The following is a 24,168-nucleotide window of genomic DNA, read 5'->3' on the forward strand; positions in this document are numbered from 1 at the left end:
CCTAGCAATTGTGTGTCCAATTGAGTCCTCACTGTATCTGTGTGCAGTGTAGGAAACCCCCTAATATCGGGGCTGAAATTCTTAGAGAAACCTCCTCATGAGCGATCACCGTCCCTGGGCCCGCGAAGCCATTCGTATCATTGAAGCGGATTTCCAGCGCAGCGCAGACACCCATCTGATCCCTTTGCCATTGCCGGGTTTGCCGGGTATCGAGTTGTATTTCAAGGATGAATCCAGCCACCCGACCGGCAGCCTGAAACATCGGCTGGCGCGCTCGCTGTTCCTGTACGCGTTGTGCAATGGCTGGCTGAAGCCGCACGCCCCCGTGATCGAGGCCTCCAGCGGTTCGACGGCGATCTCCGAAGCCTATTTTGCGCGCCTGCTCGGCCTGCCGTTTATCGCCGTGATGCCCGCCACCACTTCCCAGGAGAAGATCGCCCAAATCGCCTTTTATGGTGGCAAGAGCCATCTGGTGCAGGATCCCACGCAGATCTACGCCGAATCCGAACGTTTGGCCCAGGAAAGCGGCGGCCACTTCATGGACCAGTTCACTTACGCCGAACGCGCCACCGACTGGCGCGCAAACAACAACATCGCCGAGTCGATCTTCCAGCAGTTGCGTTTCGAGCAGCACCCGGAGCCGAGCTGGTTGATTTCCAGCCCCGGAACTGGCGGCACTACCGCGACCCTGGGGCGCTATGTGCGTTATCGCCAGCATTGCACGCGAGTGCTATGTGCCGATGCCGAACGTTCGGTGTTTTTCGATTATTACCTGAGCGGCGACGCCAGCCTGCGTCTGGACTGCGGCTCACGGATCGAAGGGATTGGCCGGCCACGGGTCGAAGCCTCGTTTTTGCCCGCTGTGATCGATGCGATGGTCAAGGTGCCGGATGCGCTGTCTCTGGCGGCCATGCATTACCTGGCCGAGCGGTTGGGGCGGCGCGTGGGCGGTTCCAGCGGGACCAACCTGATCGGTGCCCTTGTAGCTGCGCAGCAGATGAAAGCGGCGGGGGAGTCGGGGTCGATCGTGGCGATCTTGTGTGATGGCGGCGAGCGCTATGCCACGACTTACTATGATCAGGCGTGGCTGGCGGCGCAGGGCTATGAGTTGCAAGGGTTGATCGCGGCCGTTGCGGCGAGTGTCGAGCAGGGTGAGCCACTGCCGGCCAGCATCCTGCGTGCCAATATCTGACACGTCGCAAACCAAATGTGGGAGGGGCTTGCCATCGATTGCGGTGTTTCAGTCAAGAAATTCAGACTGAACCACTGCTATCGGGACATAGGTATCTATACAGCTTTGTAGCAGCCTACGGTAACCACGATGCGAAGCGAGCCGCTCTTGATCTTGCTCTTGATCTTAAGCGCCCCGTTAAACCACGCTGGCCGGAATCGATAGTGATTTGGGGGGTAAACCGGCAGGGATGCCGGTTTAGCCGCCCCGCGCCATGGATGGCGCGTGGCGGCGGCCCCCCAAATCACTATCGGATTACGGGCACACCGAGCCTAGGCGAGGTGCCGAGTGGTGGGGCAAGAGCGTTTTGCTTACTTTTGCGCTTTTTGTACGGACCGGACACATGGTTGACGGGTGTGCGGGGACATGGTGGACACTTTGCGGCGAGCCAACTTCGTCGGAAAGCCATCATGCCTTGGACTACGAGAGACGCCATGAGCCTGAAAGAAGAGTTCGTTGCCTTAGCACGGCAACCCGGCAGCAACAAACGTGAGTTGTGTCGACGATTCGGTATCAGCCCACAAACAGCGTACAAGTGGCTCAAACGCTACGAGGCGCTGGGTCAGCCTGGTCTGCAAGAGAAATCCCGCAGGCCAGCGACCAGCCCTAAACTGACTCAGACGGCTTTGGAAGCCCAAATCATCGCACTTAGACAGGCCCATCCAGCATGGGGTGGACGCACCATTAGTAGCCTGTTGGAAAAGCGCATTGCTCCCAGCACCGTCACCAATGTCTTGCACCGCCATGGTCTGATTCAACCGCCTCAGAAGGAACATACGGCGACGTTGCGATTTGAGCACGACGCGCCTAATGATCTGTGGCAGATGGATTTCAAAGGACATTTCGCACTGCAACAAGGTCGATGCCACCCCCTGACTCTGTTGGATGACCACTCCCGGTTCAGCCTAGCCATTGATGCCTGTGATAACGAACGGGGAGCCACGGTGAAGGAGAAGATGATCGAGGTTTTCCAGCGCTATGGCTTGCCAGTTCGGATCAACGTTGATAACGGCGCTCCCTGGGGCTCGCCACGCAATCCGGGTGAAGTTTCAGAACTGAGTATCTGGCTGATTCGCCTGGGAATTCGGATCAGCTTCAGCCGTCCTCGCCATCCTCAAACCAATGGGAAGATCGAACGTTTCCACCGCTCGCTCAAAGCAGAAGTGCTTGATGGACGTTATTTTTCCACACTGATGGAGGCTCAATCGGCTTTTGATCAATGGCGTGAGGTTTATAACCTGCAGCGCCCTCATCAGGCGCTGGGCTACAAGGTGCCTATGGACCGCTATCGGAGCAGTCCCTGGGCGTATCCACAGCAACTGTCGGAATTTGAATATGGCCCAGATGATGTGTTGGCTAAGGTTTATGACAGTCGATTTCGCTTTCAGAAACGCTACTTCAGCATCGCCAAAGGTCTGCGTGGACAACACATCGCAATACGTCCTAACGCTGAGAGAGATGGCTTATTTGACGTCTACTTCTGTCATCAATTTCTACGGACCTTCGACGTGAATAACCCTGACTACGGGGCATAATGTGTCCACTATGTCCCCGCACAGGTGTCAACCATGTGTCCGGTCCGTACACGCTTTTCAAAAGTGAGCCGCCGTAAGGGCGGAACCCTAAGCCGCCGTGACCGCAGCAACGGATATGTACTCGCCTTGATCCAACATCCTGGTCGGCTGTCAGGCCGCCATCGGGGGCAAGCCCTAATGCCAGTCAGTTAAGCGTACACCACCGTCTGTAGGAGCGAGCTTGCTCGCGAAAAACGTCAACGATAACGAGTGCTGCCTGAATAAACGCAGTGCCTGTGAGTTTTTCGCGAGCAAGCTCGCTCCTACAAAAAGCCTTAACTGACTGGCATTAGGGCAAGCCCCCTCCCACATTGTACCGAGGCGTTTTCAGGCCTCAATGCCCAGCATATCCCGCGCCAAAGCCTCGGCAATCCGGATCCCGTCAACGCCCGCCGACAGGATCCCGCCGGCATAGCCCGCGCCTTCACCGGCCGGGAACAGGCCTTTCACGTTGAGGCTCTGCATCGACTCATTGCGGGTAATGCGCAGCGGCGATGAGGTGCGCGTCTCGATACCAGTCAAGACCGCATCGTGCAGCGAGTAGCCTTTGATCTGCTTTTCGAACGCCGGCAAGGCTTCGCGGATGGCTTCGATGGCGAAGTCCGGCAGGGCCAGGGCCAGGTCACCCAGGGCTACCCCAGGCTTGTAGGACGGTTCTACGCTGCCGATGGCAGTGGACGGCCGGCCTGCGATGAAATCGCCGACCAACTGTGCCGGGGCCTCGTAATTACTGCCGCCGAGCACGTAGGCATGGGACTCCAGGCGCTCCTGCAGTTCGATACCGGCGAGCGGGCCGCCTGGGTAGTCCACCTCAGGCGTGATGCCGACCACGATGCCTGAGTTGGCGTTGCGCTCATTGCGCGAATACTGGCTCATGCCGTTGGTCACGACGCGATTGGGCTCCGACGTCGCGGCCACCACGGTGCCGCCAGGGCACATGCAGAAGCTGTAGACCGAGCGACCGTTCTTGGCGTGGTGCACCAACTTGTAATCAGCCGCGCCGAGTTTCGGATGCCCGGCGTATTTGCCCAGGCGCGCGGCGTCGATCAGCGACTGTGGGTGCTCGATCCGAAAGCCCACCGAGAACGGCTTGGCCTCCATGTACACGCCACGGCCGTGAAGCATGCGGAAGGTGTCGCGGGCGCTGTGGCCCAGGGCGAGGATCACGTGCCTGGAGAGGATTTGCTCGCCGCCGTCGATGACCACGCCCTTCAACTGGCCCTCTTCGATCAGCACATCGGTGACCCGTTGTTCGAAGCGCACTTCACCGCCCAGGGCAATGATTTGCTGGCGCATGTTTTCCACCACGCCGGTCAGACGGAACGTGCCGATATGCGGCTTGCTGACGTAGAGAATCTCTTCCGGGGCGCCGGCCTTGACGAACTCATGCAGCACCTTGCGCCCGTGGAATTTGGGGTCCTTGATCTGGCTATACAGCTTGCCGTCGGAGAAGGTCCCGGCGCCGCCTTCGCCGAACTGCACGTTGGACTCGGGGTTGAGTACGCTTTTGCGCCACAGGCCCCAGGTGTCCTTGGTGCGCTGGCGTACTTCCTTGCCACGCTCGAGGATGATCGGCTTGAAGCCCATCTGTGCCAGCAGCAGCCCGGCGAAGATGCCGCATGGGCCGAAACCGACCACCACCGGCCGTTCGACCAAGCCTTCCGGTGCCTGCCCCACTACGTGGTAACTAACATCCGGCGCCGGATTGACGTTGCGATCATCGGCGAACTTGAGCAGCAAGGCGGCTTCGCCCTTTACATTCAAGTCGACGGTGTAGATGAAGCACAGCTCCGAGGACTTCTTGCGGGCATCGTAGCTGCGCTTGAACAGGGTGAAATCGAGCAGGTCATCACTGGCGATGCCCAGGCGCTGCACGATGGCGGGCCGCAGGTCTTCTTCGGGATGGTCGATGGGCAGCTTGAGTTCGGTGATTCGTAACATGACAGGATCCGGTAGGCGGCGGGCAAGAAGGCCGGCTGTTTTGCAAACCGGCGATTATAAGCCCCAATGGCGTCTTTCCGTCAGGTTAAAAAACAGCGCAGGGCGCAATCAGTCGTCCCGCGAGCCACCAAAGGCTGCGCAACCACGCTGGACCTGGCCGTTGACACGCAATTGGGCGGTCATGTGCTGCAGGCTGCCGCTTACGCTGTCGACGCATCGCTGCGGGGCGACCCATAATTCGATGTGCTGGTTATTGGCGTCGGTCATCAGGTTGAAGCGCCCGTCACCCAGTTGCTCTTCGACATAAGGCACTGCCAGGGGCGGTTGGCCTTCGCGCTCCAGCACCATGCCCTTGGCCGTGACGCTCATCGCCCAGGCCGGCTTATGGCCGTTTGCCCGCAGGATCATGCGCTTGAAGTCCGGGTCGCCACAGGCTGAGGTCGAGCGCTCGACGCGATACAGCTGTTGCAGGTCCACCGAACCCTGGGTGCCGCTGGCAACGCCGGAAAACTTGCCACGCAAATCTGCAAACAACGCGCCCTGCTGACCGGCCAGCGAGGCGGCTTCCTGCAGAATGCTGGTGCCACCGGTGTCGTTGACCACGTAGTTGCGCTGGTCGTTGCAGGGCTGGAACAACAGCTTGCCGTCCACCGCCGTCAATTCACCCTGCATGCGGGTCAGCCCCGCGGTAGACAGCTTGGCGGGCTCGCTGTCGAACATCTGGCAAGCGGCGAAGAAGGGGAACAGGGCTAGCAACGTTAGGGTCGAGGCGGCACGCATTTTCGGTCTCCAGACAAGTGCCGCCACGTTACGCAGGCTCGCGCCGCATCACAAGCCCGTGGCCCAGCTTCAGGCGATTCTTACAGACCTGAAACTCAGCCCACGATAAAGGTCTGACCGGTCTGTAAGCCCTCGACACTTTTTGCGTAGGCCAAGGCCACTTCAGCGCCGGCAACCGGTTTGAACCCACGGAAGTACGGCGCATAGCTGCCCATGGCTTCCACCAGCACCGTCGGGCTCACGGCATTAATGCGCAAGCCGCGTGGCAGTTCGATTGCCGCTGCTTTGACGAAGGCATCCAGCGCGCCGTTGACCAGCGCAGCAGAGGCGCCGGTGCGAATCGGATCACGGTTCAAAATGCCGCTGGTAAAGGTAAACGACGCGCCGTCATTGGCGAACTCCCGGCCGATGAGCAGCAGGTTAACCTGGCCCATCAGCTTGTCCCGCAGGCCCAGTTCGAAGTCTGCTTCGCTCATGTCGTCCAGCGCCACGAAGTTCACGCTGCCTGCCGCGCACACCAGCGCGTCGAACTTGCCGGTCTGCTCGAACAGCGTGCGAATCGAGGCGCTGTCGCTGATATCGACGTGGAAGTCGCCGCTGTGGCGGCCGATGGCGATCACCTCGTGACGCTGCGCCAGCTCTGCCTTAACCGCTGAACCGATCGTGCCGTTGGCACCAATTAAAAGAATTTTCATCGTGCTGCTCCTTCAGGGGCTGGGTGAAGGTTGAGTCTAGGGTGGCTTTTTCAGCGGATAAACCTGCTAATAGGCAACCTTTGGTTTTCAGTTGGAAACAATCCATGAGCGAAATGGATGACTTGGCGGCCTTCGCGGTGTTGATCGAAGCCGGGAGTTTCACCGTGGCGTCGGAGCAACTGGGGTGCAGCAAGGGCCAGTTGTCCAAGCGAATCAGCCAGCTCGAAGCGCAGTACGCCGTGGTGCTGTTGCATCGCACCACGCGCAAGCTGAGCCTGACCGCCGCAGGCGCAGCCTTGCTGCCCCAGGCACAGGCGCTGGTGGTACAGGTGGAGCGTGCGCGTCAGGCCTTGGCGCGACTCAAAGATGATTTGGCCGGGCCGGTGCGTATGACGGTTCCGGTGTCATTGGGAGAAACCTTCTTCGATGGCTTGTTGCTGGAATTTTCCAAGCACTACCCGCAAGTGCAGATCGAGCTGGAGCTCAACAATAGCTATCGGGATCTGGCGCGAGACGGCTTCGATCTGGGCGTACGCTCGGGGGCCATCGAGAATGAGCGCCTGGTGATCAAGCCGCTGCTGGCCTGGCACGAGATGACCTGCGCCAGTCCGGCCTATCTGGAACAGCACGGTGAACCGCTGCACCCGGCGGAGCTGGCGGGCCATACCTGTTTGCTCAACAGTCACTACAGCGGCCGCGAGGAGTGGCTGTATCACCAGCAGCATGAGCTGTTGCGTGTGCGGGTCAGTGGCACTTTTGCGTCCAACCACTACAACCTCTTGAAGAAAGCCGCACTGGTGGGCGCCGGTATCGCGCGCCTGCCGTCTTACCTGCTACCGACGGAATTGGCGGAGGGTCGATTGCGCTGGCTGCTGCGCGATTATCAAACGCGCAGCCAGCCGATGTACCTGGTGCACCCCTATCAAGGTGGCCTGCCGCGGCGCACCCAGGTACTGGCCGACTATTTGGTGGACTGGTTCAAGCGCAGCGGCGCGGCCCTGGACCGTCTTCAGCGGGAGTGACGGGCGATCCAGTGGTCGATGGACAGCCGGCCCGGGCCCTTGGCCACCAGCAGCAGTAACAGCGCGATCCAGGTGCCATGGGTCGGGTAGGCGTCCGGATAGACAAACAACTGGATAGTCAGGGTCATGCCGATCAAGGCAAGGGCCGAGAATCGCGTGGCGAATCCCAGCAGGATCAGCACCGGGAAAAAGTGCTCGGCAAACGCTGCCAGGTGCGCGGCGACTTCGGGTGACAACAGCGGCACGTGGTATTCGCTGCGAAATAACGGCAAGGTCGAGGCGGCCAGTTTGGGGGCGCCGAGTTGGAAGGTGCCGCTGATCAGATCAATGGCAAACCCTTCGACTTTGGTTTGTCCGGATTTCCAGAACACCGCCGCGATAGAGAAGCGCGCGATAAAGGCGATCAGGCTGTAGGGAATTTTTTCAAAAAGTGCGATGGCCTGTTTCAGCAGGCTGGCGGCGGAATTGTTCATGGCGATACCTTGGGTTCCAGGTGTAAATGAGTAATGGCGTCGTGGCTGATCAACAGCGTCAGGCACCGATGCAGATCGAATTCGGACGAGGCCTGCAAGGCATGCTCCACCGCTATCTCCAGTCCCGCGCCCTGGTTCAGGCAGTTGATAAAGGCCACCGAGCCGCTGTCGATGGCGAAGACCTTGACCGCCAACCCGTGGCGCAACACCAACGCGTTCTGGGCAGGCCATCCGGCCACGCCAGCGAGGTCGCCGTCCGCCTGGTGCGCGGCCCATACCGTCACGACCGCGTAAGGAGAGCTCAAGGTGGCGAGCGATGGATGCAGCGTCAGGCTCAACCGCGCTACGCCTGCTTGACCTTGCAGATGCTGGAGAACAGCGTGCTGGCACAGCGCCGGAATGTCGGGCGCGTGATAAGCACGCACCCGCAGGCGCTCCAGCCGCGCGACATCCGCCAGGTAGGGCACGCTGGCGGCTGGTGCGAATGCCTGGATAAAGTCGGCCAATGTGCTGCCGTACGCGTTGATGAGCGGGCTGGTGGGCGGGTTGGCCTGGACGAAAACGCCAGCCATGGCGCGGAAAAACTCATCGCCCACCAGCTGCAGCGTCACGGGATAACTGGCCGCCAGGGCATTGATCAACGAACTGTGGACGTTATTGCGATACACCGCAAAGCGGCTGGCGGGGTCGGCGCCGTTACTGCTGAACACCCCCTCCGGGCAGGAACCGTGCGCCGCGAGCAGGGCGTTGGTGAACGCGTCCTGAAAGCTCATGACATCACCTGCGACAGATACCATTCGGCGTGCCTGGCCTCGGCGTGCAGCGTGCTGAAGCTCGGCACCTGGTTATCCCGTTCGATCAGCGTGGCGACCGGCCCCGTGCGCTTGAGCAGTTGCGCGTATAGCTGCCACACCGCGTCATCGACCGGCGCACCGTGATCATCGATAAGCAGCCTGTCGCCCAGGCTGTCGGTGTCTTCGGCAAACCCGGCCAGATGGATCTCGCCGACTGCATGCAAAGGTAAGGCATCGATGTAGGCCAGCGGATCGCGCTGATGATTGATGCACGACACGTAGACGTTATTCACGTCCAGCAGTAACCCGCAGCCGGTGCGCCGAATGACTTCGCTGATGAACTCCGCTTCGTCCAGGGTGGAGCGTTGCAACTGCACATAAGTGGATGGGTTTTCCAGCAGCATCGGCCGCTTGAGCGTGCTTTGCACCTGATCTACGTGCGCGCAGACACGCGCCAGGGTTTGTGCATCGTAGGCCAGGGGCAGCAGGTCATTGAGAAACACCGGGCCGTGGCTGGACCAGGCCAGGTGTTCGGAAAATGAGTGGGGTTGATAGCGTTCGATCAGCCCGGCCAACCGTGCCAGGTGCTCAGGGGCGAGCGGACCTTCGCCACCGATGGAGAGGCCCACGCCGTGCAACGACAGCGGGTAGCGTTCGCGGATCAACCCCAGGTAATGGTGAAAAGGGCCGCCGGCGACCATGTAGTTTTCGGCATGCACTTCAAAGAAACCAATGTCTGGTGAAGAGCCGAGCACTTCAGTGAAGTGCTCGGTCTTAAGTCCCAATCCGGTCCGACGCGGCAGGCCGGATGCCTGAGCCTGGGAGACGGCTTGCAGGGATGAAAGGGTCATCATCAGTACTCAGGTCGCGCTGGGCTTCAGGACTTTGCGGTGAAAGCAGCTTCCTGGCCGAAACCGGTCGGCGAGGTAGTGCTTGGGGTTTTCAGGCAGGTACCGGCTGGGACCAGTTTCCAGGCGTTGGCCTGGTCCTTGGTTTTGGACGTACCGGCGCACGAGGTGCCAGCGCCGGCGGCGCAGTCGTTCTTGCCGGCCTCGGCGATGCCGAAGCATTTCTGCATGTCGTCGGCAGCATGGGCGGTGGTGGTCAGGGCGGACAGGCTCAGGGTCGAACCGAGGGCCAGGAGGAGGGCGGCAGCGGACAGTTTGGTGGTCATGGAGTATCTCCAGCAGTGGTCGAGTTGGCAGGCTTGATTGCCTGCTTGCACCACTAGAGAGAGGGGGACGAACTTCGTTACAAGCCAGCCGGAAAAAATTTAAATATCACGCAAAGCAAATGTGGGAGGGGTTGCCCCTCCCACATTTTAAAGCCGGTTCATCCAGCAACCGTTTTAACCGCCCAGGTAGGCTTCACGCACCTTAGGATCGGTCAGTAATTGCTCGCCAGTGCCCTGCATCACCACCCGGCCGTTTTCCAGCACGTAGGCCCGGTCGGCGATTTTCAGGGCCTGGTTGGCGTTCTGTTCCACCAAAAACACCGTTACCCCGTCCTTGCGCAGTTGCTCGATGATGTCGAAGATCTGCTGGATGATGATCGGTGCCAGGCCCAGGGACGGCTCGTCCAACAGCAACAGCTTGGGCTTGCTCATCAACGCCCGCCCGATGGCGAGCATTTGCTGCTCGCCGCCGGACATGGTGCCGCCGCGCTGGCTGAAGCGCTCCTTGAGCCGAGGGAACAGGTGCAGCACCTTGTCCATCTGTTCCTGGTAATCGCCCTTGTCGGTAAAGAACCCACCCATGGCCAGGTTCTCTTCCACGGTCAGGCGCGAAAACACGCGACGGCCTTCCGGTACCACCGCAATGCTCTTGCGCATGATTTCGGCGGAGTGCTTGCCCACCAGCTCTTCACCCATGTAGCGGATGCTGCCGCTGTGGGCCTGGGGCGAGCCGCACAGGGTCATCAGCAACGTGGACTTGCCAGCGCCGTTGGCGCCGATCAGGGTCACGATTTCACCCTGGCGCACTTCCACGTTGACGCTGTGCAGGGCCTGGATCTTGCCGTAGAAAGTGGAAACGTTTTCGAATTGCAGCATTTTACGCTTCCCCCAGATAGGCTTTGATCACTTCGGGATTGTCACGGATCTGCTCCGGCGTCCCGTCGGCGAGCGGCGTGCCCTGGTTGATCACCACGATATGGTCGGAAATGCTCATGACCAGTTTCATATCGTGTTCGATCAACAGCACGGTGGCGTTGTTTTCCTCACGCAACACGCCGATCAGCGCCTTGAGGTCTTCGGTTTCCTTGGGGTTCAAGCCCGCCGCCGGTTCGTCGAGCATCAGGATCCGCGGACGGGTCATCATGCAGCGGGCGATTTCCAGGCGGCGTTGCTGACCATAGGCCAGGGTGCCGGCCGGGCGGTTGGCGAACTCGGTGAGATTGACCTTGTCCAGCCAATACGCCGCGTACTCCATGGCCTCACGCTCGCTCTTGCGAAACGCCGGGGTCTTGAACAGGCCTGCGAAGAAGTTGGTGTTCAGGTGACGGTGCTGGGCGATAAGCAGGTTCTCGACCGCTGTCATGTCCTTGAACAAGCGCACGTTCTGGAACGTGCGCACCACGCCCTTGCGGGCGATCTCGTGACCGGCCAGGCCCTGGATCGGCTGGCCGTCCAGCAGGATACTGCCGCCGCTCGGCTTGTAGAAACCGGTGAGGCAGTTGAACACCGTGGTCTTGCCGGCGCCATTGGGGCCGATCAGCGCGACGACCTGCTTCTCTTTGACGGTCAGGGCGACGCCGTTGACCGCGAGCAAGCCGCCGAAGCGCATGCTCAGATTTTCGACTTTCAGGATCTCGCGGCTCATTTGCGCAGCTCCATGTGTGGACGTTGCATGGGCAGCAGGCCTTGAGGGCGCCAGATCATCATCAGCACCATCATGGCGCCGAACATCAACATGCGGTACTCGCTGAACTCTCGCATCATTTCCGGCAGCAGGATCATTACGATCGCGGCCAGAATCACACCCAGTTGCGAGCCCATGCCACCCAGTACCACGATGGCGAGGATGATCGCCGACTCGATGAACGTGAACGACTCCGGGGTCACCAGGCCTTGGCGTGCGGCGAAGAAGCTGCCAGCGAAACCGGCGAAGGTTGCCCCAAGGGTGAAGGCCGAAAGTTTGATGACTGTCGGGTTCATGCCCAGTGCACGGCAGGCGATTTCATCTTCGCGCAGCGCTTCCCACGCGCGGCCAATCGGCATGCGCAGCAGGCGGTTGATCACGAACAGTGCCGCCAGTGCCAGCAACAGCGCCACCAGGTACAGGAACACCACTTTGCTCACCGGGTTGTAGGCAATCCCGAAGTACTCGTGGAAAGTCTGCATGCCCTCTGCGGCGGTGCGGTCGAACGACAGCCCGAAGAACGTCGGCTTGGGGATGCTGCTGATGCCGTTGGGGCCGCCGGTGATATCGGTGAGGTTACGCAGGAACAGACGGATGATTTCACCGAAGCCCAGGGTCACGATCGCCAGGTAGTCACCGCGCAAACGCAACACCGGGAAGCCCAGCAGGAAGCCGAACGTGGCCGCCATCAGACCGGCGAGTGGCAGGCAGACCCAGAAGCTCCAACCCAGGTAGTGCGACAGCAGCGCGTAGGTGTAGGCACCCACCGCATAGAAGCCCACATAACCCAGGTCGAGCAGGCCGGCCAGGCCCACCACGATGTTCAGGCCCAGGCCCAGCAACACGTAGATCAGGATCAGGGTGGCGATGTCGACTGCACCGCGCGAGCCGAAGAACGGCCAGATCAACGCGGCCACGATCAGGCCGATGATGATGTAGCGCTGGGTGCGCGGCAGGGTCAGGAATTGGCTGACCTTGGGCGACACCAACGGCGCACGGTTGCCCTTGAACAGGGCGCCGACCTGCTGGGTGAACAGCACGCGCAGGAACATCAGCACCGAGCACAGGGCGATGATGGTCAGGGTCACGGGCCCTGTGCCATGCACTTCCAGGTTGATGCCGACAATGCTCAGCTTGAGGCCGAGTACCGGGAAGGCCACGGCCCACACCAGCAAGGCGCTGAAAAACGCCGATTTAAGATATCTGCTCATACTTTCTCAACCTCCGGACGGCCCAGGATGCCGGTCGGACGGAACAACAACACCAGGACCAACAAGCCGAACGCCACGACGTCCTTGTATTGGTCACCGAAGATATCGGCGCCAAAGGCTTCGGCCACGCCCAGCACCAGCCCACCGAGCATGGCGCCCGGAATACTGCCGATACCGCCCAGCACCGCTGCGGTGAAGGCCTTGAGGCCCACCAGGAAACCGGCGTTGGGGTTGATCACGCCGTACTGCATGCTCAGCAACACGGCCGCGACCGCCGCCAGCGCGGCACCGATCACGAAGGTCAGGGCGATGATGTTATTGGTGTTGATGCCCAACAGGTTGGCCATCTTGATGTCTTCGGCGCAGGCCCGGCAGGCGCGCCCCAGACGAGAGCGGGAAATGAACAGCGTGAGGCCGAGCATCGCCACCAGGGTGACGACAAAGACCAGGATCTGCATGTAGGAAATCAGTACTTCTTGCGCACCACCGGGGCCGAAGGAGAAGCTTCCCGGGATCAGGTTGGGAATGGACTTGTCCTTGGAATCCTGGGACAGCAATACGGTGTTCTGCAGGAAAATCGACATGCCGATGGCGGAAATCAGCGGGATCAACCGATTGCTGCCGCGCAAGGGGCGGTAGGCAACGCGCTCGATACTGTAGCCATAGGCACTGGTCACGACGATCGATGCCAGGAACGCAGCGGTCATCAACAGCGGCAGGGAGTGGATACCCATCATGGCCAGCCCGGCAAGGGCGATGAAGGCCACGTAGGAACCAATCATGTACACCTCGCCATGGGCGAAGTTGATCATTCCAATGATGCCGTAAACCATTGTGTAGCCAATGGCTATCAAGGCATAGGTGCTGCCAATGGTCAGGCCATTAACCAGCTGTTGGAAAAAATGATAGATCTCAGGCATTACAGCGCTCCTAAAAACCCGATACGCATTTCACTGGTGGAGTCATGTTCCGGCCCTGCGCTGTGTTCTGCGAGCACATTTGCACAAAGCGTTTGCCAGCGAACCGCTAGTGACGGTTTTAAGATTTTCAGGTGAGCCAGCGCCCGGATCGCGGGTGACATGGCCCATAAACCTCGTAAAACAAAACCCACTGCTTTCACAGTGGGCTTGTTGACCAGTAATGCCTGGCTTACTGAGGGGATACTTCGGTTTTTGGTTTGCCGAAGTGCCATTCATAGACCACGAACTTGAAGTCCTTCAGGTCGCCCTTGGCGTCGAAGCTCAGCTCGCCGGTCGGGGTCTTGAAGGTACCCGCGTGGATGGCCTCGGCCACCTTGGCGGTGTCTTCGCTCTTGGCAGCCTTGATGCCGCCGGCGATCACTTCGATGGCCGAGTAGGCCGGGAACACGAACGGACCGGTTGGGTCCTGCTTGTTCTTGGCGAACTCTTCAACGATGGCCTTGTTGGCCGGGTCGGTGTCGAAGGATTTAGGCAGGGTCACCAGCAGGCCTTCGGAAGCGCCCTGGGCGATTTGCGAGATGGAGTCGTTGCCGACGCCCTCTGGGCCCATGAACTTGGCGTTCAGGCCTTTTTCCTTGGCTTGGCGCAGGATCAGGCCCAGCTCAGGGTGGTAGCCGCCGTAGTAGACGAAGTCGACGTTGGCTTGCTTGAGTTTCTGGATGATTGAGGAGAAGTCCTTGTCGCCGGCGTTCAGGCCTTCGAAGACGGCAACCTTGGTGCCTTTCTTCTCGAGGGTCTGCTTGACGGCGGTGGCGATGCCTTCACCGTATTGCTGCTTGTCATGCAGCACGGCAACGATCTTCGGCTTGACGTGGTCGGCGATGTAGTTGCCGGCCGCCGGGCCCTGGGCGCTGTCCAGGCCGATGGTGCGGAAGATCAGCTTGTAGCCACGGGCGGTGATTTCCGGGCTGGTGGCCGCCGGGGTAATCATGATGACGCCTTCGTCTTCATAGATATCCGAGGCTGGCTGAGTGGAGCTGGAGCAAAGGTGACCGACCACGAACTTGACGCCGTCATTGACCACTTTGTTGGCGACGGCAACGGCTTGCTTCGGATCGCACGCGTCGTCGTATTCCTTGGCTTCAAGCATTTTGCCGTCGACGCCGCCCTTGGCGTTGATGTCGGCGATGGCCTGCTTGGCACCCATGAATTGCATGTCGCCATATTGCGTTACAGGCCCGGTCTTGGGGCCGGCAATGCCGATCTTGATGGTGTCGGCTGCGAACGAATGGCCGGCAACCCCAGCCAGGACCATAGCGGCAAACAGTTTGGAAATCTGCTTAGTAGCCTTATTCATAGTGCTCCACTCTTACTGTTGTATTTTTTATAGTTCTAGCGGCCTTGTGAGCTGCAGAACCGGATCAGATATCTCGGATATCCCTCGGCGATGCCCTGGCAACTGTACCGGTACAGTGTAGAGCGCCGGTTGATCGCTTGGAAAGCTGGCTGCTGGGGGCAAAACCGGGTTGTGTCGCTTAAATGAAAGAAAAAGACAGAATTGCGGCGGGGTAATGCCAGCCTTCCGAGCATTCCTTGGCTTTTCCGACACTTTCAATCGCCAGCTTATTTGCTACTGGGTTTTTCCAACTGTGACACGACGTTATGATTGCGCCGATTTTTTACTCAGGTGAACTCCCATGACGCAAGAACCTAGCACCCTCTATGCCAAGCTGCTCGGTGAAACCGCCGAAATTTCCTGGAAGGAGCTCGAACCGTTCTTTGCCAAGGGTGCCCTATTGTGGGTCGACGCCGACCTGGATTTGATCGAAGCGGCCGAAGCGATGGCCGAAGACAATCGCGACAAAGTCGCTGCCTGGCTGGCTGCGGGGAGTCTTGGCGAAGTGTCTGCGACGCGGGCGGTGGACTTGGTCACGCGTGACCCGGGCCTTTGGGCGGTGGTGGTCTCGCCGTGGATTTTGATCCAGGAAAGGGCAGTGTAAGAAACCAGTGAGCCAAATGGGTGCACGGCTCGCGCTTGCGCAAGTGTGTAGCGGAGTAACCGCTTCCCCCGTGATGGCACGTTGCCGTAGAGAAAGGTCACAGGTGACGGTGACGTTAACGTCACGGGAACAGTTGGAGCGCTGGCGTAACGGCTGGGAAATTGTTTCAAGGTATTGGCGCCTGACTACTGGCAGCCTGCCATGTCAGCGGATGGGCCTGACAACTGAAGGCGAACTGATGCACGCCGGGGCAGGTTCCTTTGGCGGCGGAGCCTCTTTATTACCGTCTGCGCTGAATGTGTGGAGCGGGTTGCGTATCTGCATGCCTTGCATGACGCCAATGATGTCGCTGAAGGCCACCGCCGGGCTCAGCAAATAACCCTGAATGAAATCGCAGCCATGCTGCTGCAACAGCTCGAATTGCGCCTGGGTCTCCACCCCTTCGGTCACCACCTCCAAGTGCAGCGTATGAGCCATGGCAATGATGGCCTGGACGATTTCGCTGTCGGCGGTGGACCTGGGTATGTCCTGGATAAACGACCGGTCGATCTTCAAGGTGTTGAGCGGCAGGCGCTTGAGGTAGGCCAGGGATGAATAGCCGGTGCCGAAGTCATCGATCGCCAGGGATACGCCCAACGCGCGGATTTGCCGCAACAGGGCCAGGGTGCTGCTGATATTGCCCATCAACGCGTTTTCGGTGACTTCCAGCTCCAGGCGATTGGCAGCAATGCCTGCAAAGCGCAGGGCCGCTTCGATTTCATCCGCCAGTTCATCACGGGCCAGGTTCAGGGCCGAGCAATTCACGGCCATGGTCAACTCGCTATAGCCGCGATCAGACAACAGGCTCAAGTCATGACAAGCCTGGCGCAATACCCAGTGGTCCAGTTCGGCAATCAAACCGTTATTCTCGGCAATCCCGATAAACCGGTCCGGCGCCAGCAACCCATGTTGTGGGTGCTGCCAGCGCACCAGGGCCTCCAGGCGCGTGACCTTGCCGAGCTTCATGTCGAAGATCGGCTGATAAAACAGCACCAACTCATTGCGCCCGCGCAGGGCCGCGCGCAGTTGCTCTTCAAGTTGCAGCTCAAGGAAAGCGCGGGTTTTCAGGTTGGAACTGAAGAAGTGCAGGCTATTGCGTCCAGCATCCTTGGACTGGTAAAGCGCCAGGTCGGCGGTTTTCAGCAGTTCTTCACAGGTTTGGCCATCGTCGGGAAACAGGCTGATACCGATACTGGTAGTCATGACCATGCGCCGGCCTGCCAACTCGATGGGTTCCTTCATTTTTTGCATGATGCGCTGGGCCATGTGCCGCGCTTCGTCGCGATGATGGATATTGATCAGAATGCAGAATTCATCCCCGCCAAAACGCGCGACCACGTCGGCATGGCTGCGTACCGAGCCTTTGATATGGCTGGCCAGCACGGAAAGCAATTGGTCACCGGCATCATGTCCAAGGCTGTCGTTGATGCGCTTGAAATGGTCGATGTCGAGGAAGATCACCGCCATCATGCCGCGTGTCGCGGTTTTTTCCGCGACCTTTTCCGCAAAGATCTGATTGAAGCCACGCCGGTTGAGCAAGCTGGTCAGCGCGTCGTAATGGGCCACCTGTTGCAGCGAGGCACGGGCCTGGTCCAGCTCGCTGAGCAGTGCGTTGACCCGGCGCAAATCGCGTTCCTTGTGCTGCAGCTTTTTGTCGGCCAACGCTGCGCTGATGCTGCTGCCGATAACCAGCAAGGTGATCGTCGCCACCGACAGGCTCAGTTGCAGCGGATTGTTATCGACGGGCAACGACAGATCCGCGCCGTCCGGTATCAGCATTTGCATGGCCGCCATGCCGGTGAAATGCATGCTCAGGATGCCGGCGCCCAGCACCAGGCTGGCGGCGTATTTGAGCAATTGATGAAACACGCCGGTACCGTCGCGCAGGTAGCTCGACAACAACAACGCTGCCAGGCTTGCGCCGATGGCAATCGCGACCGAGGCCATGAGCAGCCTGGAGTCGAAGTAGGCCTGGGCCTGGGAACGCATGGCTGACATGCCGACGTAGTGCATCAGCGCGATACCCAGCCCCATCCACACTGAGGCCAGCAGGTACTGATGGAGCCGCAGGTGCGCATGACTGAGGGTTTGCATGGCGAACAGCGAAGCGATCAGGGCAATCACCAACGAGGCGAAGGTCATCAGCAATTCGTAATGAATGGCGACGGGGGCCTGGAAGGCCAGCATGCTGATGAAGTGGGTCGACCAGATACCGCCCGCCAGGCAACCGGCGCCCAACCAACACCAGCGACGGCGGGCGGTGGGGTCTTCGACATGACCGACGCGCTCGGCCATGTCCAGCGTGCCAAAGCCGGCCGCGCAGGCGACCAGGTACGCCAGCAGCACCAGAAAGGGGTTATGACTGCAATTGAGTAATAAGTGCCCGTTGTCTGGAAGGTCGGTGAAAAAGTGCAGTCCCAGCCATTCCATAGCGTGTCCCGTCATAGTGTCGCGTCATTGCCTCAGGCGATGACCTATGAGGTCGAGTATAGAAGCCTCGCGGGATTTGCCAGGAATAATGGCACTTTGATACAACTCTTTTTGCATGCCAGTCATAGCGTTTGATGCTAAGCGCTGATGGGCAGATCCAGCTCGAAAAGCGGCTCGTCGAGCGGCGCCAGGCCGAAGGCGGCACGGGCAGCATCGCAATCGGCGTTTTGCACGCCCTGGCTCCAAGAGGCGTCGAACTCGCGGCAGGGGCTTGAGCGCTGTTCATAAATTGAGCAGCGCGTGCCTTTGCCCACTTCACCCTCGAGGCTGCAGCAGCGTGCGGGCTTCTGGTCGGTACCGATCATCGCCACTCGGGTGGGGTTGATCTGCACCACCAGGTCATCGGGCACGGTGCCGCCCGATGAGGCGCACTCGCCCCAGAAGAAAGACACACGAAAGTATGAACAGCAGGCACCGCAATTCAGACACGGACTGGCTTCGGACATGGGCGTCATCGATTAAGGATAGGTAAGGGGGACTGCGGGAAGGCTCGCCATTCTATCCGGGCGCTGGCCATTGGGAAGGGGGGCGCGCACATATATTTTTGTAGGGAAAACCCCGTAATGCCGGGTGAAATCACGTCCTATCAGCTTTACGAATCATTACAGACAAGCGCCGCCAGCCTGACTATGTTGCAGATACCTGAGCAGGATGCAGTGGGCATCGCAGCTCTCATAACAATAAAAGAGACGGACCCATGCAGAACTCGACCCAAGCGGCGAATGCCTGGCGCATTCTGTTCCTGCTGTTCCTCGCCAACCTGTTCAACTTCTTCGACCGGACCATTCCCGCGATCATCATCGAGCCGATCCGCATGGAATGGCACCTGAGCGACTTTCAGCTCGGCATCATCGGTACCTCTTTCACCATCGTCTATGCCATCGCCGGGCTGCCGCTGGGGCGCCTGGCCGACACCGGCTCGCGCAGCAAACTGATGGGCTGGGGCTTGTTTGCCTGGAGCGGGCTGACGGCGCTCAATGGCCTGGCCGGCAGTTTCTGGAGCTTCCTGGTGGTGCGCATGGGCATTGGCATCGGGGAGGCCAGCTATGCCCCCGCCGCCAATTCATTGATTGGCGATCTGTTTCCCGCCCACCGCCGCGCGCGCGCCATGGGCATTTTCATGCTGGGCCTGCCGTTGGGCTTGCTGCTGGCGTTCTTCACCATCGGCTGGATGGTCAAGGCGTTCGACAGCTGGCGTGCGCCGTTCTTTATTGCCGCCGTACCGGGGCTGATCCTCGCGGTATTCATGTTCTACATCAAGGAGCCCAAACGCGGCGCGGCGGAAACGGTGCAAGTGCCCCAGGAACGCGTCGACCGCCCGATCCGCCGCGTACTCGCGGTGCCGACCTTCCTGTGGCTGGTGCTGGCCGGGCTGTGCTTCAACTTCGCCACCTATGCGTGCAACTCGTTCCTGGTGCCGATGCTGCAGCGTTACTTTCTGATGCCGTTGCAGGACGCAGCGGTGGCCACCGGTGTCATCGTCGGTGTGACCGGCCTGGTGGGCCTGACCCTGGGCGGCTGGATTGCCGACAAGATCCATCAGCGGGTCGCCAATGGCCGGCTGCTGTTTGCCGCGTGCAGTCTGATCATCTCCACGCTCACCACCGCCTGGGCATTGCATGCCGGACGGATCGAGATCGGCGTGTTCGTCGCGCTGTTCAGCGTGGGCTGGTTGTTTGCCTATAACTTCTATACCTGCGTGTACACGGCAATCCAGGACGTGGTTGAACCGCGCCTGCGGGCCACGGCGATGGCGTTGTTCTTTGCCGGCTTGTATCTGCTGGGTGGGGGCATGGGGCCGATTGTGGTGGGCGGCCTGTCTGATCACTTTGCGCATGCTGCGATGTATGCGGCGGGGGCCGAGCAGATGACTGAGGCCTACAAGGCTGTAGGTTTGCACGACGCCATGTACCTGATTCCGGTGGCGTTGTTCCTGACCATGCTGTTTCTGTTCCAGGCATCGCGCAGTTTTGTGCGTGATGCCAAGCGGATGAAAGAGGGGTTGAGTGCGGTGGAGGTGCCGGCGTTGGCTACGGCTTGAGACCGAGTTGACGCTATCGGGAGCAAGCCCCCTCCCACACTCGAATGTATTCACAGTTCAAATGTGGGAGGGGGCTTGCTCCCGATGAGGCCCGCAACGCCAACGGTGTTCTCAAGTGAATAAAAAAGGCCCGCATTGCGCGGGCCTCTCTCATTCAGCGCAGGATCAACCCGCGACCAACACCCGAATCGCTTCCAGTCGCAACGCCGCCTTGTCGAGCATGGCCAGGCCTTGCTCGCGCTGGTTGCGCAGGGCGACCAGCTCGCTGTCGCGTACGGTCGGGTTGACCGCTTGCAGCGCCGTCAAGCGCGCCAGCTCTTCGTCGGTGTCTGCCGCCAGGCGACGCTTGGCCTCGGCCACACGTTCGGCGTGACGCGGGGCGATTTTCTCTTCGCCGGCATTGATGCGCGGCGTCAATTGGTCGCGCTGGGCCTGCACGAATTTGTTGGCGCTGGCCCGGGGCACGCTTTCCAACTGCTCGTTCAAGGTCACGAACGACACGCGGCCGGACAGGTCATTGCCGTTGGCATCCAGCAGGCAGCGCAGCGCCGCCGGTGGCAGGTAGCGACCCAGTTGCAGCGAGCGCGGGGCAACCACTTCGCTGACATACAGCAGTTCGAGCAATACGGTGCCCGGCTTGAGCGCCTTGTTCTTGATCAGCGCCACGGCGGTGTTGCCCATGGAACCGGACAGCACCAGGTCCATGCCGCCTTGCACCATCGGGTGTTCCCAGGTGATGAACTGCATGTCTTCACGGGACAGCGCCTGGTTACGGTCGTAGGTGATGGTCACGCCTTCGTCGTCGCCCAGGGGGAAGCTGGCGTCGAGCATCTTCTCGCTGGGCTTGAGGATCAGTGCGTTTTCCGAATGGTCTTCGCTGTCGATGCCGAAAGCGTCGAACAGGGTTTCCATATAGATCGGCAGGGCGAACTGGTCGTCTTGCTCGAGGATGTCTTCGACCAGCGCATCGCCTTCACCGGCACCACCGGAGTTGAGCTCCAGCAAGCGGTCACGACCGGTGTGCAGTTCCTGCTCCAGACGCTCGCGCTCGGCACGGGCTTCGTCGATCAGGGCCTGCCATTCGCCATCGTCGGCGTTTTCCAGCAGCGGCAGCAGGCGCGGGCCGAACTGATGCTGCAAGGCGTTGCCGGTCGGGCAGGTGTTGAGGAATGCGTTCAGCGCTTCGTGGTACCACTGGAACAGGCGCTCTTGCGGGCTGGTTTCCAGGTACGGCACATGCAATTCGATCACGTGTTTCTGGCCGATCCGGTCCAGACGGCCGATGCGCTGTTCCAGCAGGTCGGGGTGCGACGGCAGGTCGAACAGCACCAGGTGGTGGGAGAACTGGAAGTTGCGGCCTTCACTGCCGATTTCCGAACAGATCAGCACCTGGGCGCCGAACTCTTCATCCGCGAAGTACGCTGCGGCGCGGTCGCGTTCGAGGATGTTCATGCCTTCGTGGAACACCGTGGCCGGAATGCCGGAGCGTACGCGCAGCGCGTCTTCCAGGTCCATGGCGGTTTCGGCGTGGGCGCAGATCACCAGGACCTTGGTGCGCTTGAGCATTTTCAGCTGGTCGATCAGCCACTCGACGCGCGGGTCGAAGCGCCACCAGCGGTTGTCTTCCTCGATGTCCGGCTGCGACTGGAAGCTGACTTCCGGATACAGCTCGGCATGTTCGCCCAGGGGCAACTCCATGTATTCATCTGGGTTAGGCAGCGGGTAGGCGTGCAGTTTCCGCTCGGGGAACCCCTGTACGGCGGCGCGGGTGTTGCGAAACAGCACGCGGCCGGTGCCGTGGCGGTCGAGCAGTTCACGCACCAGGCGCGCGCTGGCCTCGCTGTCGCCATCGTTGACGGCGGTAAGCAAGGCTTCGCCTTCATTGCCGAGGAAACCCTGGATGGTTTTGTGCGCGGCGGGCGACAAGCGGCCCTTGTCCAGCAGCTCCTGCACGGCTTCGGCCACCGGGCGGTAGTTCTCGCTCTCGGCGCGGAAGGCGTGCAGGTCGTGGAAACGGTTCGGGTCCAGCAGGCGCAGGCGCGCGAAGTGGCTGTCCTGGCCCAGTTGTTCCGGGGTAGCGGTGAGCAGCAGCACGCCGGGAATCACTTCGGCGAGTTGCTCGACCAGCGAGTACTCGGCGCTGGCTTTTTCTTCGTGCCACACCAGGTGGTGGGCTTCGTCGACCACCAGCAGGTCCCAACCGGCCGCGAACAGCGCGTCCTGAGCCTTCTCGTCGTCCACCAGCCATTCCAGGGCGACCAGCGCCAGCTGAGTGTCTTCGAACGGGTTGGTGGCATCGCTTTCGATAAAGCGCTCTTCGTCGAACAGCGCAACCTGCAGGTTGAAGCGCCGGCGCATTTCCACCAGCCACTGGTGCTGCAGGTTTTCCGGGACCAGGATCAGCACGCGGCTGGCACGGCCCGACAGCAGCTGGCGATGGATCACCAGGCCGGCTTCGATGGTCTTGCCCAGGCCCACTTCGTCGGCCAGCAATACCCGTGGCGCAATACGGTCAGCGACTTCACGGGCGATGTGCAGTTGGTGCGCGATAGGTTGCGCACGCACGCCGCCCAGGCCCCACAGTGCGGACTGCAATTGGCGACTGGTGTGTTCCAGGGTGTGGTAGCGCAGCGAGAACCAGGCCAGCGGGTCGATCTGCCCGGCGAACAGGCGGTCGCTGGCGAGGCGGAACTGGATGAAGTTGGACAGTTGGGTTTCCGGCAGGGTGACCTGTTCGTTCTGCCCGTTGAGGCCGTGGTAAACCAGCAGGCCGTCGACGTCGTCGACTTCCTGCACGGTCATCTTCCAGCCTTCGAAATGGGTGATGCTGTCGCCCGGCGAAAACCTCACGCGGGTGAGGGGCGCATTCCGTAGCGCATACTGGCGGGTGTCGCCAGTGGCCGGATAGAGCACGGTCAACAAGCGGCCGTCCTGTGCCAGAACGGTGCCTAACCCCAGCTCTGCTTCGCTGTCACTAATCCAGCGTTGCCCCGGTTGATACTGCTGCGCCATGCTGCCTGACTCCCGCCGTGAAAAAGCCGACTATCTTAACGGAACAAGGCCTCACGCCCAAGGACTCCGACAAAAAGTACTCTGACAAAAAGTACTCTGACAAAAACTACTGCGTCAGCGCCCAGGCCCGCAGGGCGAATCGACGGGTGGCGGGCACTCATAAGTGTCGACTGGGTCACAGCTTGACCAGCGAATGTTCAAGTCGCCCCAGGGCGCGCCGACAGCCTGTTGATCAGGAGAATCAAGATTATGTTGCCACCCATGCTGCCCGTCAGCGTTGTGCCGGTCACGTCACAACTCGATCCGGTACGCCAGAAGCCGGATATCCCGCCCGTGGTGCCGGTTCAACAAGGCTCCAACGAGAGCACCATCGACCTGAAAAAAGGCGATGCCGAACAATCGACCTTTCTGCTGCGCGAAGAACAGCGCCGTCAGCAAGAGCAGCAAAAGCGTCAGCGTGAAGCCAGCGAGGACCCCGAGCAGCACCTGCCGATCCCCGGTGATCTGCTCAACGCCGACAATACTGTCCCTGTGGCGCCGCTGATTGAAGACGCGCCGCGCCAGGGCCTGTGGGTGGATATCGAGGTTTGATCGCCAGCTGATTTGCCGTCGAGCGGAGGAGGCCGCATTATTGGAACATTCCCGCCATAACGTAAGCCAAGCCATGAGTGATGATGACAAGCTGATCGACCTGAATGCCGAACGCGCCAAGCGTGTGCATGATCTCAATGACAAACGCCTGAATGAAGTGCGCCAGGCGTTTGAACAGGCCATGCCCCTGGGTAAGGCCAAGAAGAAATCGAAGAACAAGCCGAAAAAACGTTGAATCAACTGGCCTCCATTGATGCAGGTCAGTTAGTGCCTTTCTTTACGCCCCGTCGAGGGCGACATTGATCCCCGTCAATTTTCCATTCCGCCTTCTCGATTAACTTAGCCCTATCGCAACAGGGCAAGTGCAGGAGGCCGGTCATGTTTATCGATAATGTGGTATTTGCCGGAGTGCTGACCGTAAGCCTCATGGTGCTGTTTTTTGTAGGGTTTGGAATTTTTATCTGGAAAGACGCACACAAGCGTAAAAAACCCTAAG

The 24,168-nt window shown here is 60.2% G+C and carries 23 protein-coding genes; 8 read left to right on the forward strand and 15 right to left on the reverse strand.

Annotation, left to right across the window (positions count from 1 at the left end):
• The first annotated feature begins 97 nt into the window (after positions 1-97).
• The gene (locus C4J86_RS07030; RefSeq protein WP_124366146.1) at positions 98-1,192 is read left to right on the forward strand and encodes a PLP-dependent cysteine synthase family protein; all 1,095 of its coding nucleotides are present in this window, start codon (positions 98-100) and stop codon (positions 1,190-1,192) included.
• A 449-nt stretch (positions 1,193-1,641) separates the two neighbouring features.
• Positions 1,642-2,766 (forward strand): IS481 family transposase, encoded by a 1,125-nt coding sequence (locus C4J86_RS07040; protein ID WP_124369797.1) that lies wholly within the window; start codon positions 1,642-1,644, stop codon positions 2,764-2,766.
• A 366-nt stretch (positions 2,767-3,132) separates the two neighbouring features.
• Here C4J86_RS07040 and C4J86_RS07045 read toward each other — a convergent pair whose 3' ends face one another.
• The 3 genes from C4J86_RS07045 to C4J86_RS07055 form a co-directional block, all read right to left on the reverse strand.
• The gene (locus C4J86_RS07045; protein WP_124366147.1) at positions 3,133-4,746 is read right to left on the reverse strand and encodes an NAD(P)/FAD-dependent oxidoreductase; all 1,614 of its coding nucleotides are present in this window, start codon (positions 4,744-4,746) and stop codon (positions 3,133-3,135) included.
• A gap of 108 nt (positions 4,747-4,854) precedes the next feature.
• Positions 4,855-5,526, reverse strand: coding sequence for a COG3650 family protein (locus C4J86_RS07050; protein WP_124361650.1), 672 nt, complete (start codon positions 5,524-5,526; stop codon positions 4,855-4,857).
• Between the two features lie 95 nt (positions 5,527-5,621).
• Positions 5,622-6,221, reverse strand: coding sequence for a short chain dehydrogenase (locus C4J86_RS07055; RefSeq protein ID WP_124369909.1), 600 nt, complete (start codon positions 6,219-6,221; stop codon positions 5,622-5,624).
• 104 nt (positions 6,222-6,325) lie between these two features.
• Here C4J86_RS07055 and C4J86_RS07060 point away from each other — a divergent pair, with 104 nt between their 5' ends.
• Positions 6,326-7,243 carry a LysR family transcriptional regulator gene (locus tag C4J86_RS07060; protein WP_124361652.1) on the forward strand — a complete coding sequence of 306 codons (918 nt, stop codon included), beginning with the start codon at positions 6,326-6,328 and terminating at the stop codon, positions 7,241-7,243.
• Here C4J86_RS07060 and C4J86_RS07065 read toward each other — a convergent pair.
• From C4J86_RS07065 to C4J86_RS07105, 9 genes are all read right to left on the reverse strand, one after another.
• Positions 7,231-7,716 (reverse strand): DoxX family protein, encoded by a 486-nt coding sequence (locus C4J86_RS07065; RefSeq protein ID WP_124361653.1) that lies wholly within the window; start codon positions 7,714-7,716, stop codon positions 7,231-7,233. The two genes, C4J86_RS07060 and C4J86_RS07065, sit on opposite strands and share 13 nt — an antisense overlap.
• Positions 7,713-8,489: a DUF2063 domain-containing protein gene (locus C4J86_RS07070; RefSeq protein WP_124369910.1), complete on the reverse strand. Its 777-nt coding sequence runs from the start codon at positions 8,487-8,489 to the stop codon at positions 7,713-7,715. The genes C4J86_RS07065 and C4J86_RS07070 overlap by 4 nt, the downstream gene beginning before the upstream one ends.
• Positions 8,486-9,364 carry a DUF692 domain-containing protein gene (locus C4J86_RS07075; protein ID WP_124369911.1) on the reverse strand — a complete coding sequence of 293 codons (879 nt, stop codon included), beginning with the start codon at positions 9,362-9,364 and terminating at the stop codon, positions 8,486-8,488. The genes C4J86_RS07070 and C4J86_RS07075 overlap by 4 nt, the downstream gene beginning before the upstream one ends.
• A gap of 23 nt (positions 9,365-9,387) precedes the next feature.
• Positions 9,388-9,684 carry a DUF2282 domain-containing protein gene (locus C4J86_RS07080; RefSeq protein ID WP_124361656.1) on the reverse strand — a complete coding sequence of 99 codons (297 nt, stop codon included), beginning with the start codon at positions 9,682-9,684 and terminating at the stop codon, positions 9,388-9,390.
• A gap of 174 nt (positions 9,685-9,858) precedes the next feature.
• Positions 9,859-10,560: an ABC transporter ATP-binding protein gene (locus C4J86_RS07085; protein ID WP_065932826.1), complete on the reverse strand. Its 702-nt coding sequence runs from the start codon at positions 10,558-10,560 to the stop codon at positions 9,859-9,861.
• 1 nt (position 10,561) lies between these two features.
• Positions 10,562-11,329, reverse strand: a complete 768-nt coding sequence (gene livG, locus C4J86_RS07090) for a high-affinity branched-chain amino acid ABC transporter ATP-binding protein LivG (RefSeq protein WP_027604424.1) — start codon at positions 11,327-11,329, stop codon at positions 10,562-10,564.
• Positions 11,326-12,579 (reverse strand): high-affinity branched-chain amino acid ABC transporter permease LivM, encoded by a 1,254-nt coding sequence (locus tag C4J86_RS07095; protein ID WP_124361657.1) that lies wholly within the window; start codon positions 12,577-12,579, stop codon positions 11,326-11,328. Before C4J86_RS07095 ends, livG begins: the two co-directional genes overlap by 4 nt.
• Complete coding sequence (gene livH, locus C4J86_RS07100; RefSeq protein WP_003231100.1) at positions 12,576-13,499, reverse strand: high-affinity branched-chain amino acid ABC transporter permease LivH; 924 nt, start codon at positions 13,497-13,499, stop codon at positions 12,576-12,578. The genes C4J86_RS07095 and livH overlap by 4 nt, the downstream gene beginning before the upstream one ends.
• 229 nt (positions 13,500-13,728) lie before the next feature.
• Positions 13,729-14,856, reverse strand: a complete 1,128-nt coding sequence (locus tag C4J86_RS07105; RefSeq protein ID WP_027604422.1) for a branched-chain amino acid ABC transporter substrate-binding protein — start codon at positions 14,854-14,856, stop codon at positions 13,729-13,731.
• A gap of 340 nt (positions 14,857-15,196) precedes the next feature.
• Between C4J86_RS07105 and C4J86_RS07115 the strand changes: the two genes are divergently transcribed.
• Positions 15,197-15,499, forward strand: a complete 303-nt coding sequence (locus C4J86_RS07115) for a DUF2288 domain-containing protein (RefSeq protein ID WP_124369912.1) — start codon at positions 15,197-15,199, stop codon at positions 15,497-15,499.
• Positions 15,500-15,703: 204 nt separating this feature from the next.
• On the opposite strand, the gene C4J86_RS07120 is transcribed toward C4J86_RS07115, so the two are convergent.
• Positions 15,704-17,968, reverse strand: coding sequence for a bifunctional diguanylate cyclase/phosphodiesterase (locus C4J86_RS07120; protein ID WP_124369913.1), 2,265 nt, complete (start codon positions 17,966-17,968; stop codon positions 15,704-15,706).
• Between the two features lie 137 nt (positions 17,969-18,105).
• Positions 18,106-18,474 carry a YkgJ family cysteine cluster protein gene (locus C4J86_RS07125; RefSeq protein WP_124361661.1) on the reverse strand — a complete coding sequence of 123 codons (369 nt, stop codon included), beginning with the start codon at positions 18,472-18,474 and terminating at the stop codon, positions 18,106-18,108.
• A gap of 251 nt (positions 18,475-18,725) precedes the next feature.
• Here C4J86_RS07125 and C4J86_RS07135 point away from each other — a divergent pair, with 251 nt between their 5' ends.
• Positions 18,726-20,069 (forward strand): MFS transporter, encoded by a 1,344-nt coding sequence (locus C4J86_RS07135; RefSeq protein ID WP_124366156.1) that lies wholly within the window; start codon positions 18,726-18,728, stop codon positions 20,067-20,069.
• 165 nt (positions 20,070-20,234) lie between these two features.
• Here C4J86_RS07135 and rapA read toward each other — a convergent pair whose 3' ends face one another.
• Complete coding sequence (gene rapA, locus C4J86_RS07140; RefSeq protein WP_124361663.1) at positions 20,235-23,081, reverse strand: RNA polymerase-associated protein RapA; 2,847 nt, start codon at positions 23,079-23,081, stop codon at positions 20,235-20,237.
• A 249-nt stretch (positions 23,082-23,330) separates the two neighbouring features.
• On the opposite strand from rapA, the gene C4J86_RS07145 reads away from it, so the two are divergent.
• From C4J86_RS07145 to ccoM, 3 genes are all read left to right on the forward strand, one after another.
• Positions 23,331-23,672, forward strand: coding sequence for an aspartate-semialdehyde dehydrogenase (locus C4J86_RS07145; RefSeq protein ID WP_124361664.1), 342 nt, complete (start codon positions 23,331-23,333; stop codon positions 23,670-23,672).
• A gap of 73 nt (positions 23,673-23,745) precedes the next feature.
• Entirely contained in the window at positions 23,746-23,907 is a 162-nt protein-coding gene (locus C4J86_RS26805) for a hypothetical protein (RefSeq protein WP_090408332.1), read from the forward strand.
• A gap of 143 nt (positions 23,908-24,050) precedes the next feature.
• Positions 24,051-24,167 (forward strand): cytochrome c oxidase subunit CcoM, encoded by a 117-nt coding sequence (gene ccoM, locus C4J86_RS27230; RefSeq protein ID WP_034096309.1) that lies wholly within the window; start codon positions 24,051-24,053, stop codon positions 24,165-24,167.
• The last annotated feature ends 1 nt before the right edge of the window (position 24,168 follow it).

The organism is Pseudomonas sp. R2-7-07, from assembly GCF_003852355.1.
GTDB lineage: Bacteria > Pseudomonadota > Gammaproteobacteria > Pseudomonadales > Pseudomonadaceae > Aquipseudomonas.